A 16,276-nucleotide genomic window follows, 5' to 3' on the forward strand; every position below is an offset into this window, starting at 1 on the left:
TTATAATGACAATCCTGATGGAAACCGAAAAACAGCACTCCCTGTCCCTGCCCAGCACCCAAGATGTGCTGGCTGCCTTACGCCCCGGTCAACGCTACTCGCAGCCCATGCCCCCCGGCTCGGGTGATGCCTGCCTGATTGCCGACCTGGCCCGCCAACATAAAGCGCCTATTCTGGTGCTCTGCGCCGATCCCTTGACGGCCCAAAGGCTGGCCGAGGAGATCCTGTTGTTTGGCCCCGCCCTGCGCGTTCGCCAACTGCCGGACTGGGAAACACTGCCATACGACAGCTTCTCTCCGCACCAGGATCTGATCTCCGAGCGTTTGCGCACCTTGCATGCCCTGACCATGCACGAGGTCGATGTACTGACGGTCCCCGTCACCACCGCCTTGTATCGTCTGGCACCGCCCTCCTTTCTGGCCGCCTACACCTTCTCATTCCGCCAGGGCGACGAGCTGGATGAGGCGCAACTGCGCGCCCAGTTGATGTTGGCCAACTACACCCATATGACACAGGTCAGCGCTCCAGGCGAATTCAGCATTCGCGGTGGCCTGATTGACCTGTTCCCTATGGGTTCAGTGCTGCCTTATCGTCTGGACCTGTTCGACAACGAAATTGAAAGCATACGCAGCTTTGATATCGACACCCAGCGCAGCCTGTATCCGGTCAAGGAAATCCAGCTGCTACCCGGCCGTGAATTCCCCATGGATGAAGAGGCGCGCACGCAATTCCGGGCTCGTTTTCGCGAGTTCTTTGAAGGCGATCCTTCACGCGCCCTGCCCTATAAAGATGTAGGCAATGGCATTGCCTTTGCCGGTATTGAATACTATCTGCCGCTGTTCTTTGAAGAAACGGCCACCTTGATGGACTATGTGCCCCAAGGTAGCCTGGTCATTACTCACGGGGATGCACAAAACGCGATTGGCCGCTTCCAGAGCGATACTCATAGCCGTTTTTCCTTCCTGAAGAACGACCGTGAACGCCCGATTCTGCCGCCAGAAAGCCTGTTTTTGTCAGACGAGCAGTTTTTCAATGGCATCAAGCCTTTCAGCCGCCTGAGCCTGAGCGCCCAGGCTGACAACCAGCCTATAGCTCATCCCGATTTCGAGCCTTTGCCTGTGGTTGCTGTAAACCGACGCGACAAGGATCCATTGGCTCAACTGCGGCAAGAAGTGCTGGACCCGAAAAACCGGACCGTGCTGTGTGCGGATTCGGCAGGTCGTCGGGAAACGCTGCTGCAGATGCTGCGTGAACATGATCTGTCACCCGCAACAGACTGCCAGAGTCTGGCCGATTTCCTGGAGTCAGACGCGGCTTTTGCCCTGGTCGTCGCGCCTTTGTCGCGTGGCTTTGCCTTGGTGCATGACAGCCTGAGCCTGCTGACTGAAAACGACCTTTACCCCACCCAGACTCGCACCCAAAGCAGCCGTCGCCGCAACGAGCGCAGCAGCGATGTGGAAGCCATGGTGCGGGACCTGTCCGAACTGCGTGAAGGCGACCCCGTCGTTCACGCCGAGCACGGGATTGGACGCTACTGCGGCCTGAAAGAAATGGACCTGGGCGAAGGCCCGGTCGAGTTCCTGCACCTGGAATACGCCAAAGGCAGCACTTTATATGTGCCCGTAGCCCAGTTGCACGTGATTGCCCGTTACAGCGGTGCTGATCCCGAGCATGCACCTTTACACCAGCTCGGCTCCGGCCAATGGGATAAGGCCCGCCGCCGTGCTGCGAAACAAGCACGTGACAGCGCTGCGGAATTACTGGCCCTGTACGCTCAGCGCGCCGCTCGTGAAGGCTTCAAGTTCAAGCTGCCGCTCAATGACTATCAAGCCTTCTCCGAAGGGTTTGGCTTTGAGGAAACACCGGACCAGGCTGCTGCCATTGAAGCCGTCGTGAACGACATGACGTCAGGCCAGCCTATGGACCGACTGGTTTGCGGGGATGTGGGCTTTGGTAAAACCGAAGTCGCCCTGCGTGCCGCCTTTCTGGCCGTGGCCAATGGCAAACAGGTTGCCCTGTTGTGCCCAACCACTCTGCTGGCCGAGCAACATGCGCAGACCTTCTCGGACCGTTTTGCCGACTGGCCCATCCGTGTTGCCGAACTGTCCCGCTTCCGTTCGACCAAGGAAACGCAGGCCGCAATTGCTGGCCTGCGCGATGGCAGCGTAGATATTGTGATTGGTACGCACAAAATCCTGTCCTCGGATGTGCGTTTCAAACAACTGGGTCTGGTCATCATCGACGAGGAACACCGCTTTGGTGTGCGCCAGAAAGAGGCCTTGAAACAGCTGCGTGCCGAAGTCGATATCCTGACCCTGACCGCCACACCTATTCCACGCACCTTGGGCATGTCCCTGGAAGGCATACGGGACTTTTCCGTCATTGCCACGGCACCGCAAAAACGTCTGGCGATCAAGACCTTCGTGCGTCGTGAAGATGGCAGCACCATACGCGAAGCGCTGCTGCGCGAATTGAAACGCGGTGGTCAGGTCTACTTCCTGCATAACGAAGTCGAAACCATTCACAACCGCCGTGCCCGTCTGGAAGAGTTGGTGCCGGAAGCCAGTATTGCAGTGGCCCACGGCCAAATGCCGGAACGCGAACTGGAAGCCGTCATGAAGGGCTTCTACCAGAAGCGCTACAACGTGCTGCTGTGTACCACGATTATTGAAACCGGCATTGACGTGCCCACGGCCAATACCATCGTCATCCACCGTGCGGATCGCCTGGGTCTGGCTCAACTGCACCAGTTGCGTGGACGAGTGGGTCGATCCCACCACCAGGCTTATGCCTATCTGCTGACCCCCGGCGAGGATGCCATCACCAGCAATGCGAAAAAGCGACTGGAAGCCATTCAGGCCATGGAAGAGCTGGGTGCCGGCTTTTTCCTGGCCATGCACGATCTGGAAATTCGGGGTGCCGGTGAAGTGCTGGGCGAATCCCAATCCGGCGACATTCAGGAAGTGGGCTATTCCATGTATGCGGATATGCTCAACACCGCCGTCAAAGCCCTGAAGGCCGGTGAAGAACCTGATCTGGACTCGCCCTTTGCCTTGCAGTGCGAAGTGAATCTGCATACTTCTGCGCTGCTGCCGGCCAACTACTGTCCGGATGTGAATGCCCGTCTGGGACACTACAAAGCCCTGTCGCACGCCCGTACCGAAGACGACCTGATCCATATCCATGAGGAGCTGATCGACCGCTACGGCCTGCTGCCAGAAGCGGGCGAGAACCTGCTGGCCGTACATCGCTTGCGCATCAAGGCCGAACCGCTGGGCATTGTGAAAATCGATGCCAGCGAAGCTCAAGCGACGATTCAGTTTTCCTCCAAGCCCAATGTGGACGCGGTCAGCATTATTGAGCTGGTGCAAAAGAACAAGCAGGTACGCCTGGCTGGGCCCGACAAGCTCAAGGTTGAAATTACCAAAGGCGAGGAAATCAAGAACCGTATTCAAGCCGTGCGCAATGTCTTGAACAGCTTGCGCAAAGAAAAGTAAGCCTTGAGTTTGCGGCGCCCACCTTCATTTTTTCGCCATACTAGGCTGACGATCCGCCGACATCAAACGTCCAGGCGGAACCAGTTCAACACGGCATCCAACGGAGAGTGATTCAAGGCAAAGCTGGCTTGCTCCTGCACCACCGGCTTGGCACGATAAGCCACCGAGTACTTGGCCTTGGACATCATGGGCAAGTCATTGGCCCCATCTCCAATCGCAATACACTGCTCTGGACCTGCACCCAGCTCAGCCGCCAGTTCCTGCAGGAAACGGGCTTTAGCCTGACCATCTACAATTGCGCCCAACACTTTACCGGTCAGTTTGCCGTCCACCACTTCCAAGGTATTGGAGTGGGCGTAGCTCAGACTGAAACGGTCTTTCATGCGCTCGGTGAAGAAGGTGAAGCCCCCCGACACCAGCAAAGTTTTCACCCCGTGGGCATGGGCCGTCGCAATCAAGCGGTCTGCACCCAGGTTAGGCTGCAAGCGCTCTTCATAGACGCGAGTCAGATCGCTGACGGGCACACCCTCCAGAAATGCGACACGACGATTCAGACTCTCGGTGAAGTCCTTGATTTCGCCGCGCATGGCCGCTTCAGTAATTGTGGCAACCTGCTCCTTGCGGCCAGCCATATCGGCGATCTCGTCAATACACTCGATATTGATCAGCGTGGAATCCATGTCCATTGCCAGCACACGCATTTCTTTCAGGCGATCAATCTGCTCCAGAAAGGCAAAATCCATCGCGCCGGTCTTGCACAGGGCCTGCACCTCAGCGCGTTGCGTAGCATCTGCACCCAGCAGACGCACGGCGGTAGGACCCAGCTCCTGCACTCCATCGGCCTGCACCACTGCCGCAATTTTTTCGATGATGGCGCTATCCAGGCGCGGCCCTTGAAGAATGAGATGAGACATCAGATCGTCCACAAAGCAAGAAAATACAGCACAGCCACTGTGCCAAAAGACGATTATTGTAGCCTGCTGCGGCCCCGGCACGGCCCTGCCAACAGGTGCAATGTCAGTTTTCAGCCTGAACTCATCCTGCTACGATAAAAGCTATCGCGAAATGACCGAGGACGCCCTCCATGTACATCTGGCCCAACAATACCCTGCTGGATCTGCTCCACATCGAACATCCCATCATTCAAGCCCCTATGGCCGGCGCCCAAGACAGCGAACTGGCTATTGCCGTTGCTCGTGCTGGCGGCCTGGGCTCTCTGGCCTGCGCCATGCTCAGCCCGGAGCAGATTCGGGAACAAGTAGGCTTGTTCCGGCAAGCCGTATCGGCCCCTATCAATCTGAACTTCTTTTGTCATGAAGACCTGCGCCTGGAGCCAGAGGCTCTGCAAGAGTGGCGTCTGCGCCTGATGCCTTACTACCAGGAATACGGCCAGGACCCCAATCAGGAATTGCCCAAAGCGGCACGCGCGCCCTTCTCCAGCCAGCATGCAGAATTGGTCGAAGACCTGAAACCCGAAGTCGTCAGCTTCCACTTTGGCCTGCCCTCCCCCGAGCTGGTCCAGCGCGTGAAAAAAGCCGGTGCCCTGATCATGTCCAGCGCTACCACGACGGCTGAAGCAGTCTGGCTGCAAGAGCACGGCGCCGACATCATCATCGCCCAGGGTCTGGAAGCCGGTGGCCACCGTGGCATATTCCTGGACGATAAAGTGCATACCCAAGTGGGCACCATGTCCTTGGTTCCCCAGATTGCCGATGCCGTCACTATTCCCGTAATTGCGGCCGGTGGTATTGCCGATGGACGCGGTATTGCTGCCGCCCTGGCCTTGGGCGCCAGCGCGGCTCAAATTGGCACGGCCTACCTGTTCTGCCCTGAATCCAAGATCACTCCACTGCATCGCGAAGCACTGTCCAATAGTCGCTCGGACAGCACAGCCTTGACCAATCTGTTCTCCGGTCGCCCTGCCCGCAGTATCCGCACTCGTCTGATGGATGAAATCGGTCCTTTAAGTGCCAGCGCTCCGGTATTTCCCCATGCGGGTTCGGCTCTCAGCCCGCTGCGTATCGAAGCCGAAAAACAAGGCCGTACCGAATTCAGTTCCCTCTGGAGCGGACAAAGCGCTGCCTTGGGTCGTGCCCTGCCTGCCGAGGAACTGACACTGGTTCTCGCCCAAGAGGCTCAGGGCGTCTGCAAGCGTCTGGGCGTGGCTGGCGCTACCCATGCTCCCCTGGACAAACCTTGATCGATTCTGCGGGCTGCACACGCGGTGTGCAGCCCCTCACATGCGTCAAAGCCAGCCGCTGACGGCATGGCCCAGACATTCAGGACAAAAAAAACCTCGCAAAATTGCGAGGTTTTTTCATGCAGTCAGCACTATTCAAACTTGCCCTTGGGGTGGCGCATCAAATAGCGATACACAAAGCCGGGGTACGCCATCACCAAGAATAAAGCAAAGGTAATGGTGTAGAACACCCAAGTCTGCTTGAACGGGTTACCGATGCTGGCTTCAAAAGCAAAGCCGAACGCACCCATAATCCCGTAAAACGCACAGACTTCCAGAAGGCGAGAAAAAAAGCCTTTGGAAACTTTCTGATGGCGAGAGCGCCAGGCCGGAAAGTAAAACATGGCTCCCACCAAAGCCAGACCCAAAAACAACTTGCCCAACATGACTGGCAAGGAGCTCAGGCCAGAGCTGGAGGCAATCACCGTGTAGATTCCCAAACCCAAAGCAGCCAGCACGGCCAGGTACACAAGGCCAACGATCAGCTGCAGCCAGGGCGAGAGGCCTGAGCGCTCGCCCGGCATGGACCAAGGCAAAACCAGCAAGGGCTTTTCCACGAGAAATGGCAGATTAGCCGTAATCACGGAAAGAACAATCAAGACCCAGATGGAAAGGCTTTGGTCCATAGTGCTACCTACTTAAAACTGCAAGGAAGACTGAATCACGCGGATGCAGGTGTCCATCAAGCCACCAGGCAAAACACCCAGGCCGATAATCAGAACGCCGTTTACCAGCATGACCAGCTTGGTCAGCAAGCCCGTTGCCACAGGATGCTCTTCACCTTCAGGTTCGTCGAAGTAAACAACCTTCACGACACGCAGGTAGTAGAAAGCACCGATCAAGGACATGATGACGGCAAACACGGCCAGCCAGACATAGCCCGCACCCACCACAGCTTGCAGAACACTCAGCTTGGCAGCAAAGCCGGACAGCGGAGGAATACCAGCCAGGGAGAACATGGATAGCAGCCAGATCAAGGCCAGACCAGGGTTACGGCGGTTCAGGCCCTTCAGGTCGCTGATGTTTTCGCATTCAAAACCGCGACGGCTCAGGATCAGGATCAGACCGAAAGTGCTCAGGGTGGTCAGAACGTAGATCACCACATAGAACAGCGAAGCACCGTAGGCTTGAGAGTGAGTCTCGCCATTGAACACGCCAGCCAGCAAGCCCAGGAAAATGAAACCCATGTGCGAGATGGTCGAATACGCAAGCATACGCTTGAGATTCTTTTGCATGATCGCAGTCAGGTTACCCAGAGCCAGCGACAGCACAGCCATGATCAGCAACATGGGCTGCCAGTCCACGGCAATACCGTGCAGAGCCTCAACCAGGAAGCGCATGGTTACGGCAAAAGCAGCCAGTTTAGGAGCAGCACCGATGATCAGGGTAACGGTAGTAGGAGCGCCTTGATAGACGTCCGGTGTCCACATATGGAAAGGAGCAGCCGTCAATTTGAAGGCCAGACCTGCCACAACAAACACCACACCGAAGACCAGAGCCAGACGCTCGGCTTGACCGTTAGCGATGACTTCAGCGATACGTGGGAATTCCAGATGGCCGGTAGCGCCAAAAATCATGGACATACCGTACAGCAAGATACCCGATGCCAAAGCACCCAGAACGAAGTACTTCAACGCCGCTTCAATGGACTGACGGTGTTCACGACGCAGGGCAACCAGCGCGTACAGCGCAAAGGACATCAGCTCCACACCCAGATAAGCGGTCAACATGCTGTTGGCCGAAATCATGATCATCTGGCCCAGCAGAGCCATCAGAGTCAAAGTGTAGAGTTCACCACCGCGTTCCATCATGTCGCGCTGTTCAGCGTACTCACGACCGTAGATCAGGGTAGCGGCGACCGCAGCACACGAAAGCAGCTTCAGGAAGTGCGCCAACTCGTCTGCGACGAACAGGCCACCAAACGAGACACCGCTCACACCCTTGGACCACTGCCAGGCTACGCTGGCCGCAACCACGGCAAGCGTCAACAGGCTCAGAACAAACGTCGAGTGGCGCTGTTTGTGTTTGCTGAAAGCATCAAAAATCAGCACACACGAAGCCAGAACCAGGAGCAGGATCTCGGGCAAAGCCAGAGAAAAGTTAAAGGTAGTATCCATAGTGATTCGGCCTACAGTTTCGAGATGGAGACGTGTTGCAGCAACGCTTCAACCGAAACGTGCATGACCTCGGTAAATGGCTTGGGATACACACCCATGCCCAGCACCGCAATCGCCATTACGCCAAGAACGAAGAACTCACGGCCACTCAGGTCGCTCATGCCGGCAACATTGTCGTTACCCACGGGGCCAAAGGCCACGCGCTTGAGCATCCACAGCGAGTAAGACGCACCTGTAATCAGCGCTGTTGCAGTCAACAGACCGATCCAGAAGTTGTACTCCACCGCGCCCATGATGACGGTGAACTCACCGATAAAGCCGCTGGTGCCTGGCAAACCGCTGTTGGCCATCGAGAACAGCACAAAGAAGGTGACGAAACGAGGCATCACCTTGACCACACCACCGTAATCGGCGATTTGGCGGCTGTGCAGACGGTCGTACAGAACACCGATACACAGGAACATGGCACCGGACACGAAACCGTGCGAGATCATTTGCATGATCGCGCCTTCCATACCCGTGGTGTTGAACACGAAAAAGCCCAGCGTGACAAAACCCATGTGAGCCACAGAGGAGTAAGCCACCAGCTTTTTCATATCGTCCTGAACGATGGCGACCAGACCAATGTAGATCACCGCGACCAGAGACAGGGCAATGATGATTCCGGCCAGACCTTGCGAAGCATCAGGAGCGATGGGCAGGGAAAAGCGCAGGAAACCGTAAGCACCCAGTTTCAACATGATGGCAGCCAGCACCACGGAACCACCAGTAGGTGCTTCCACGTGGGCATCCGGCAACCAGGTGTGGACAGGCCACATAGGCACTTTCACAGCAAAAGCCATGAACAGAGCAGCAAAGATCAGCACCTGAGTGGTGTAATCCAGCGGCACTTTATGCCAGGTCAGGATATCGAAAGTACCGCCGGACACATTCCACAAGTAGATGAATGCGATCAGGGTCAACAGCGAGCCGAGCAAGGTGTACAAGAAGAACTTGACCGATGCATACACGCGGTTCGGACCACCCCAGATACCGATGATCAAGTACATCGGGATCAGCGTGGCTTCAAAGAACACATAGAACAGCAAGCCATCCAGAGCGGCAAACACGCCAACCATCAGACCCGACAGGATCAGGAAGGCACCCATGTATTGAGCCACGCGGTTCTTGATCACCTGCCAGCCCGCCAGCACCACGATCACCGTGATGAAAGCGGTCAGCAGAACAAACCACATGGAAATACCGTCCACGCCAAGGTGGTAATTCACCTTGAAGGCATCAATCCAGGGGGCCAGCTCGACAAACTGCATGTCGGCCGTACCGGGATTGAAGCCCGTGTACAGAGGAATAGTGACAACAAGACCGGCAATCGAACCCAGCAGAGCCAGCCAGCGGGTGAAGGTGGGACGATCATCACGCCCCAGAGCCAGCACCAACAGGCCAGCGACGATAGGTACGAAAATCGCCAGCGTTAACCAAGGAAGAGTAGAAGACGCCATATCGCTAGCCATTTACCGAACCGTCAGTACAAAAAAGGATAAGAGCGCCAGGATCCCGAGGATCATGGCAAAGGCGTAGTGATAGACATAGCCGGACTGGATATGACGGCTGATTGCAGCCACCCAGCCCACTACGCGTGCACTACCGTTGACCACCAGGCCGTCAATCAGACCGCGGTCAGCACCTTTCCAGAGGCCCGTACCCAGGCAGCGAACGCCACGAGACAGCACTTGCTCGTTGAACCAGTCAACGTAGTACTTGTTCTCCAGGATACGGTAGATAAAAGAGCAGTTCTTTTTGATAGCGGCAGGCAAAGCAGGATTAACCAGGTACATGTACCAGGCCACCACAGCACCAGCCACAACCAGCCAGAATGGCAGTGTGCCAAAACCGTGTACGGCGTAAGCCATCCAGTCGGTCCAGTGCTCGGCCAGCGTTGCCATTGCAGGATGGTCAGGCAGAACCGTCACAATGCCTTCAAAGTAGCCACCGAACAGCAATGGATCAACGAACCAGATACCGGCGAAGATCGACGGAATGGCCAGCAGAACCAGAGGCAGCGTAACCACCCAGGGCGACTCGTGAGGATCGCCACCGTGAGCGTGATGGTCGTCGTGACCATGCGACTCGTCGTGCTTGACGTCACGGAAGCGCTCTTTGCCGTGGAATACCAGGAAGTACAGACGGAAGGAGTACAGCGAGGTGACGAACACACCGATCAGTGTGGCGTAGTAAGCGTAGGTCGAACCCCAGATACCGGCTTCGCCTGCGGCTTCGATGATGTGCTCTTTCGAGTAGAAACCCGAGAAGAACGGCGTACCCACCAGAGCCAGCGTACCGATCAGGAAAGTCAGCCAGGTAATAGGCATGTACTTGCGCAGACCACCCATATTGCGGATGTCCTGATCGTGGTGCATACCGATAATCACCGAACCAGCGCCCAGGAACAGCAAGGCTTTGAAGAAAGCGTGTGTCATCAGGTGGAACACAGCAGCCGAGTAAGCCGAAGCACCCAGAGCTACCGTCATGTAACCCAGCTGGGACAAGGTGGAGTAAGCCACAACGCGTTTGACGTCGTTCTGGATAATACCCAGCAAGCCCAGGAACAAGGCACCCGTTGCACCGATCACGATGATGAAGGACAGCGCAGTTGTCGACTGTTCAAACACAGGCGAGAAACGAGCCACCATGAAGATACCGGCCGTCACCATGGTCGCGGCGTGAATCAGCGCCGAGATAGGAGTAGGACCTTCCATGGAGTCAGGCAGCCAGCTGTGCAAAGGAACCTGAGCCGATTTACCCATGGCACCCACAAACAGGGCCAGAGCAGCAACGGTCAGCAATTGCCAGTCAGTACCGGGGAATGTCATGGTGCTCAGTTCCTGAACCTTGGCGAACACGTCGCTGTAGTTCATGGAGCCAGTGTAGGCGTAGAGCAAGCCAATACCCAGAGCAAAACCGAAGTCACCCACACGGTTGACCAGGAAGGCCTTCATGTTGGCAAAAATGGCAGTCTTGCGCTCGTACCAGAAACCGATCAGCAGGTAAGACACCAGACCCACCGCTTCCCAACCGAAGAACAGCTGCAGCATGTTGTTGGACATGACCAGCATCAGCATCGAGAAGGTAAACAGCGAGATGTAGGAGAAAAAGCGCTGGTAGCCCGGATCATCCTTCATGTAGCCAATGGTGTAGATATGCACCATCAGCGACACGGACGTCACCACCACCATCATCAGGGCAGTCAGCTTGTCGATCAGAAAGCCGATATCCCACTGAATGCTGCCAATGGTGATCCAGGTGTAGACCGGACCGTTGAAGGTCTGGCCTTCCAGAACCTGCAACATGACCATGACCGAGCCGATAAAGGAAATCAGCACGCCCGCGATCGTAATCAGGTGAGCGCCTGTCTTGCCGATAAATCGACCCAGAAAGCCGGTACCGAACAAACCGGCTAGCGCCGAACCCACCAGGGGAGCAAGCGCAATCGTTAAGTAAAGATTTATGGAGTTCATTAGTGTGCTATCCCATCAACCCTTGAGCTGGTCGAGATCCTGGACATTGATCGAATTAAGGTTACGGAACAACAGAACCAGAATTGCAAGACCAATGGCCGCCTCGGCCGCAGCGACCGTCAGGACGAAAAAGACAAACACCTGACCTGCCTCGTTGCCCATCCAGGTGGAGAAGGCCACAAAGTTCATGTTGGCCGACAAAAGAATCAGCTCAACAGACATGAGCAAGATAATCAGGTTGCGACGGTTCAGGAAAAAGCCGAACAGGCCGATCGTGAACAGCACAGCGCCCAGGACCAAATAGTGCGCAAGCGTCAGCGTCATCATCATTTGTCTCCTGGCACGACAGCGTCAGCCGAACTGGACGCCGACGGCTTTTCGGTTTGAGAAGGAATGGAAACCATGCGCAGACGGTCTTGCGAACGAACCTTGACTTGTTCGCTGGAGACGGTGCGTTTGACACCTTCACGTTTACGCAGAGTCAGTGCAATGGCCGAGATCATGCCAACCAGCAGCACAATGCCACCGAGCAACACCGCCAGCACGTACTGGGAGTACATCAACTCGCCAATAACACGGGTGTTGTTGTAGTCCGCAGCCACCGCGGCAGCAGGTGCCGTTGTGAACCACAGCTTGGTCAGCACAAAGCCCATTTCCAGTACCATGATGGCGCCGATCAACAGCCCCATAGGCACGTGAGCCTTGAATTTCTTGGCAGCGGATTCCTGACGAACGTCCAGCATCATGATGACGAACAGGAACATCACCATCACGGCGCCCACATAGACCACCACCAGCAAGAGGCCCAGGAACTCGGCGCCCATCGTGATCCACATCATGGCGGCCGTGAAGAACACCAGAATCAAATGCAATACGGCTGTAACCGGATTCTTGGCAGCGATCACGCGATACGCGGCCACCACCATCACCAGCGCCAGCACATAAAACAGAACAGTAGTAAATAACATGAGTGTAGAGCTCCGGCCTTAGCGATAAGGTGCATCTGCGGCACGACGACGAGCGATCTCGTCTTCGTAACGGTCACCGATAGCCAGCAGCATGTCCTTGGTGTAGTACAAATCGCCGCGTTTTTCACCGTGGTACTCGTGAATGTGCGTTTCCACGATCGAATCGACCGGGCAGCTTTCTTCACAGAAACCACAGAAAATACACTTGGCCAGATCGATGTCATAACGCGTAGTACGACGGGTACCGTCCTCGCGCTCTGCCGATTCGATCGAGATGGCCATGGCGGGACATACGGCCTCGCACAGTTTGCACGCGATGCAACGCTCTTCGCCGTTTTCGTAGCGACGCAAAGCGTGCAGACCGCGAAAACGTGGCGAAGCGGGCGTGGTTTCAACGGGATAACGCAGGGTTACCTTGCGCTTGAAGAAATACTTCCCCGTCAGGCGCATGCCTTTGAGCATCTCGGACAGCATCAGGCTGCCAAAGAAATCTTTGATTGCTTCCATAATCTTGCCCCTTAGCCTTAATGCCAGATGTTCCAGGGCGTCTGCATCCAGATCGCCACAATAACCAGCCAAACACCGGTCAGCGGGATAAATACTTTCCAGCCCAAACGCATGATCTGGTCATAGCGGTAACGTGGGAACGTTGCACGGAACCAGATGAACATGGAGACCACGACAAAGGTCTTCAGACCCAGCCACAGCCACCCCGGAATCCAGGTAAATGGAGCGAACTCGACAATGGGAGTCCAGCCACCCAAGAACATGATGGACGCCAGAGCCGACAGGAAAATCATGTTGGCGTATTCGCCCAGGAAGAACAGAGCGAAACCGGTACCGGAGTACTCCACCATGGGACCGGCCACAATTTCCGATTCGCCTTCCACCACGTCAAACGGGTGACGGTTGGTTTCAGCAACGGCGGAAATCACGTAGATCACAAACAGTGGCAGCAATGGCAGCCAGTTCCAGGACAGGAAGTTCAAGCCCTTGTCCGCAAAGTAACCCTGAGTCTGACCAAGCACGATGCCCGACAGATTCAGCGTGCCGGAAACCAGCAGCACGGTAATCAGCACGAAACCGATGGCCAGCTCGTAGGACAGCACCTGAGCGGCTGCACGCAGACCACCCAGCAAGGCGTACTTGGAGTTGGAAGCCCAACCGGCCACGATCACACCGTACACACCCAGCGAGGTAATCGCCAGAATGTACAGCAGACCGGCGTTAACGTCGGACAGAACCACATCGGGGCTGAAAGGAATCACAGCCCAGGCAGCCAGAGCAGGCATCAGCGTCACAACCGGAGCCAGCAGGTAAAGGACCTTGTTGGACTTCGCAGGAACGATCAGCTCTTTGGTCAGCAGTTTGAAAACGTCAGCGAAAGGCTGCAGCAAGCCACGGTAACCAACACGGGTTGGTCCCAGACGAACGTGCATGAAGCCGATCATCTTGCGTTCCCAGTAAGTCAGGTAGGCAACACACAGAATGACGGGCACAGCGATGGCAACAACCTTCAGCAGCGTCCACACCACATACCATGCGGTCGGACCCAGCAGGTCCGTGCCGTAGCTATTGATGGCAGAGAGAAATTCCATGTTATGCACGCTCCACTGTCAATTGACCGAATGCGCTACCCAAAGCGGCTGTTTCAGAAAAAGCGGTGGCAACACGCACCGAGTTCAATGCCACGGTGTCATCCAGCTGAGCTGGCAGGCTGACTTCGCCTTGCGAAGAACGAACCTTTACCAGATCGCCGTCAGCCAGACCCAGTTGGGCCAGCGTGGCAGCGGCCATGCGAGCCGTAGGTGCTGCCGAAGCAGGTGTTTCCTGCAAGGGAGCCGAACGGCGCACCAGCGCATCGCTACGGTAGATAGGCACATCAGCCACACGCTCCAGACCGCTTGCTGCAGGCAGAACGCTGGCAGCCAGATTGATCTGGTTGGACAGACGCGATTCCACACCGGCAGCCATGACAGAGTCACGAACCGATTCCGAGGTTTCATCGTCAAAACCATCCAGCTGGAACAGATTGCCCAGCACGCGCAGAACCTTCCAGGCCGGACGTGTATCGCCCACAGGAGCAGCAGCACCCTTGAAGCTTTGTACACGGCCTTCGGCGTTCACGAAGGTGCCGGAGGTTTCAGTGAAAGGAGACACGGGCAGCATCACATCGGCCCACTGCTCGGCAGCGGAACGATAGGAAGTCAGCGCGACCGAGAAGGTGGCGGACTTCAGTGTTTCTACTGCACGTTCGCCCAGATCGCTGTCCAGTGCTGGCTCAACATTCAGAACCAGGTAAGCACGCAGGGTTTGAGCCAGCATTTGCTCGGCAGTCAAACCGCCCTTGCCCGGTACGGCGTTAGCCAAGTAGCCACCCACGGTGTTACCACCGGCAGTCAGGAAGCCCAGCTTGGCACCGCTAGCCTGTGCAATCGCATTGGCGTTGGCAGCAATTACGCTAGCCTGATCCGAGTTGACAGCCATATTGCCCAGCAAGATAGCCACGCGTTCGCCGGAAACCAGGCTGTCAGCAATCTGCTGAGCTTCAGCAGAAACTTGCACGCCTTCCAGACCCGCAGGAACTGCGCTGTCTTTGGCTTTGGCAACGGCAACCAGCACTTGAGCCAGAGAGTTGGCCAACTGGCTGGGAGCCACCGTCATGCGGCCAGCAATCGCATTGAACAATGGATTATCGGCAGCCGAATCAATAAAGGAAACTTGAGCGCCACGTTTGACAGCCTGACGCAGACGCTGGGCCATCAAGGGGTGATCTTTACGCAGGAAGGAGCCCACGACCAGAACGCGATCGAGCTCGTTCAAGGCGGTCAGAGGCATACCCAACCAAGGCACACCGGCCAGAGCACCATCCAGACGGGCATCGGTCTGACGCAGACGGAAGTCCACGTTTTCGGTACCCAGAGCACGACCCAGACGAGCCAGCAAAGCCAGTTCTTCAGTCGTGGAGGTAGCCGAACCAATACAGCCCAGCTGATCTGCACCAAACTTCTCGCGCACGGCGTTCATGCCGGCAACGATGGTTTGCATGGCGTCGTTCCAGGAGGCTTCGCGCCACTGGCCGTCATCACCGCGCACCATGGGGCGAGTCAGACGATCTTCGGTGTACAGGCCTTCGTAGGAGAAACGGTCACGGTCGCTGATCCAGCACTCGTTGACTTCGTCGTTCTCGAAAGGAACAACACGCAGCACCTTGTCCATCTTGGCTTGCAGCACCAGGTTGGCACCCACGCTGTCGTGCGGGCTAACGCTGCGACGACGGGCCAATTCCCAGGTACGGGCATTGAAGCGGAAGGGTTTGGACAGCAAGGCACCCACGGGGCAAACGTCAATCATGTTGCCCGACAATTCAGACTCGACTGCGCGACCCACAAAGGTGGTGATTTCAGCGTGCTCGCCGCGGTTGAGCATACCAACCTCTTGAACGCCGGCGATTTCTTCGCCAGTACGCACACAGCGGGTGCAATGAATGCAACGCTGCATGGCTTCGGTCGAGATCAGTGGGCCCATGGATTTGGCGGCCACAACGCGCTTTTCTTCCTTGTAGCGCGACTCGGAGCCACCGTAACCCACGGCCAGATCCTGCAGCTGACACTCACCGCCCTGATCGCACACGGGGCAATCCAGGGGGTGGTTGATCAGCAGGAATTCCATGACGCTTTTTTGAGCGGCAATGGCTTTTTCCGAACGAGTACGCACAACCATGCCGTTGGTGACGGGAGTGGCGCAAGCAGGCAAAGGCTTGGGCGCTTTTTCCACGTCCACCAAACACATGCGGCAGTTGGCGGCAATACTCAGTTTTTTGTGATAACAGAAGTGCGGCACGTAGACCCCGGCGTCATGGGCAGCCTGAATGACCATGCTGCCTTCCGGGGCGTCAACTTTAATGCCATCGATGGTGAGTTCTACCATTACGTTGTCC

General features: G+C 56.4%; 12 protein-coding genes. 2 read left to right on the forward strand and 10 right to left on the reverse strand.

Features of this window, described 5'->3' with window-relative positions; genetic code table 11:
* Window positions 1-17: 17 nt before the first annotated feature.
* On the forward strand, window positions 18-3,497 hold the full coding sequence (mfd, locus tag NBV64_RS13255) for a transcription-repair coupling factor (RefSeq protein WP_021446887.1): 3,480 nt from the start codon (window positions 18-20) through the stop codon (window positions 3,495-3,497).
* Window positions 3,498-3,559: 62 nt separating this feature from the next.
* Here mfd and serB read toward each other — a convergent pair whose 3' ends face one another.
* The gene (serB, locus tag NBV64_RS13260) at window positions 3,560-4,411 is read right to left on the reverse strand and encodes a phosphoserine phosphatase SerB (RefSeq protein ID WP_009456669.1); all 852 of its coding nucleotides are present in this window, start codon (window positions 4,409-4,411) and stop codon (window positions 3,560-3,562) included.
* Window positions 4,412-4,581: 170 nt separating this feature from the next.
* Here serB and NBV64_RS13265 point away from each other — a divergent pair, with 170 nt between their 5' ends.
* Complete coding sequence (locus NBV64_RS13265) at window positions 4,582-5,697, forward strand: NAD(P)H-dependent flavin oxidoreductase (RefSeq protein ID WP_009456671.1); 1,116 nt, start codon at window positions 4,582-4,584, stop codon at window positions 5,695-5,697.
* A gap of 131 nt (window positions 5,698-5,828) precedes the next feature.
* Here NBV64_RS13265 and NBV64_RS13270 read toward each other — a convergent pair whose 3' ends face one another.
* From NBV64_RS13270 to nuoG, 9 genes are read right to left on the reverse strand one after another with little or no spacing between them, the layout of a single operon-like run.
* Window positions 5,829-6,362, reverse strand: coding sequence for a DUF2818 family protein (locus tag NBV64_RS13270; protein ID WP_009456672.1), 534 nt, complete (start codon window positions 6,360-6,362; stop codon window positions 5,829-5,831).
* A 12-nt stretch (window positions 6,363-6,374) separates the two neighbouring features.
* Window positions 6,375-7,853: an NADH-quinone oxidoreductase subunit NuoN gene (nuoN, locus tag NBV64_RS13275; RefSeq protein ID WP_009456673.1), complete on the reverse strand. Its 1,479-nt coding sequence runs from the start codon at window positions 7,851-7,853 to the stop codon at window positions 6,375-6,377.
* Window positions 7,854-7,864: 11 nt separating this feature from the next.
* Window positions 7,865-9,352 (reverse strand): NADH-quinone oxidoreductase subunit M, encoded by a 1,488-nt coding sequence (locus NBV64_RS13280; protein WP_026483134.1) that lies wholly within the window; start codon window positions 9,350-9,352, stop codon window positions 7,865-7,867.
* Window positions 9,353-9,364: 12 nt separating this feature from the next.
* A complete protein-coding gene (nuoL, locus tag NBV64_RS13285; RefSeq protein WP_060186471.1) occupies window positions 9,365-11,368 on the reverse strand; it encodes an NADH-quinone oxidoreductase subunit L in 2,004 nt (667 codons plus the stop codon).
* A 15-nt stretch (window positions 11,369-11,383) separates the two neighbouring features.
* The gene (gene nuoK, locus NBV64_RS13290) at window positions 11,384-11,692 is read right to left on the reverse strand and encodes an NADH-quinone oxidoreductase subunit NuoK (RefSeq protein WP_026483136.1); all 309 of its coding nucleotides are present in this window, start codon (window positions 11,690-11,692) and stop codon (window positions 11,384-11,386) included.
* A 2-nt stretch (window positions 11,693-11,694) separates the two neighbouring features.
* Complete coding sequence (locus tag NBV64_RS13295) at window positions 11,695-12,336, reverse strand: NADH-quinone oxidoreductase subunit J (RefSeq protein ID WP_009456678.1); 642 nt, start codon at window positions 12,334-12,336, stop codon at window positions 11,695-11,697.
* Window positions 12,337-12,354: 18 nt separating this feature from the next.
* The gene (gene nuoI, locus NBV64_RS13300) at window positions 12,355-12,843 is read right to left on the reverse strand and encodes an NADH-quinone oxidoreductase subunit NuoI (protein ID WP_003801051.1); all 489 of its coding nucleotides are present in this window, start codon (window positions 12,841-12,843) and stop codon (window positions 12,355-12,357) included.
* Window positions 12,844-12,860: 17 nt separating this feature from the next.
* The gene (gene nuoH / locus NBV64_RS13305; protein WP_060186470.1) at window positions 12,861-13,934 is read right to left on the reverse strand and encodes an NADH-quinone oxidoreductase subunit NuoH; all 1,074 of its coding nucleotides are present in this window, start codon (window positions 13,932-13,934) and stop codon (window positions 12,861-12,863) included.
* 1 nt (window position 13,935) lies between these two features.
* Entirely contained in the window at window positions 13,936-16,266 is a 2,331-nt protein-coding gene (gene nuoG / locus NBV64_RS13310) for an NADH-quinone oxidoreductase subunit NuoG (RefSeq protein ID WP_035272463.1), read from the reverse strand.
* Window positions 16,267-16,276: the final 10 nt, after the last annotated feature.

The organism is Alcaligenes sp. DN25 (genome assembly GCF_023674485.1).
GTDB classification, from domain to species: Bacteria; Pseudomonadota; Gammaproteobacteria; order Burkholderiales; family Burkholderiaceae_B; genus Alcaligenes; species Alcaligenes phenolicus.